Origin of the sequence: Pseudomonas sp. SIMBA_067 (assembly GCF_046534675.1) — a bacterium.
Classification (GTDB): domain Bacteria; phylum Pseudomonadota; class Gammaproteobacteria; order Pseudomonadales; family Pseudomonadaceae; genus Aquipseudomonas; species Aquipseudomonas putida.
The window spans coordinates 1-265 of the sequence record NZ_JAWRYH010000593.1; the positions used below are offsets into that span (position 1 = coordinate 1).

Annotated in this window: 1 protein-coding gene; it reads left to right on the forward strand. The window is 57.7% G+C overall.

What is annotated here, in order from left to right; genetic code table 11:
* On the forward strand, positions 1 to 265 hold a 265-nt coding region (locus SB765_RS30470), incomplete at both ends, for a PEP-utilizing enzyme (protein WP_410932600.1).

The window sequence follows — 265 nt, forward strand, 5'->3', positions numbered from 1 at the left end:
GGAGCGTTACACGCTGCAGGGGCAGGGCAGCGTCGTCGTGGAAGGTCGTGCTATCGGTCATCGTATTGGCGCAGGCGTGGTGAAGGTCATCCACGATATCAGCGAAATGAATCGCATTGAAAAAGGCGATGTGCTGGTGACCGACATGACCGACCCGGACTGGGAACCGATCATGAAAAAAGCATCAGCGATTGTGACTAACCGTGGCGGACGGACCTGTCATGCTGCGATCATCGCGCGTGAGCTGGGCATTCCGGCAGTGGTG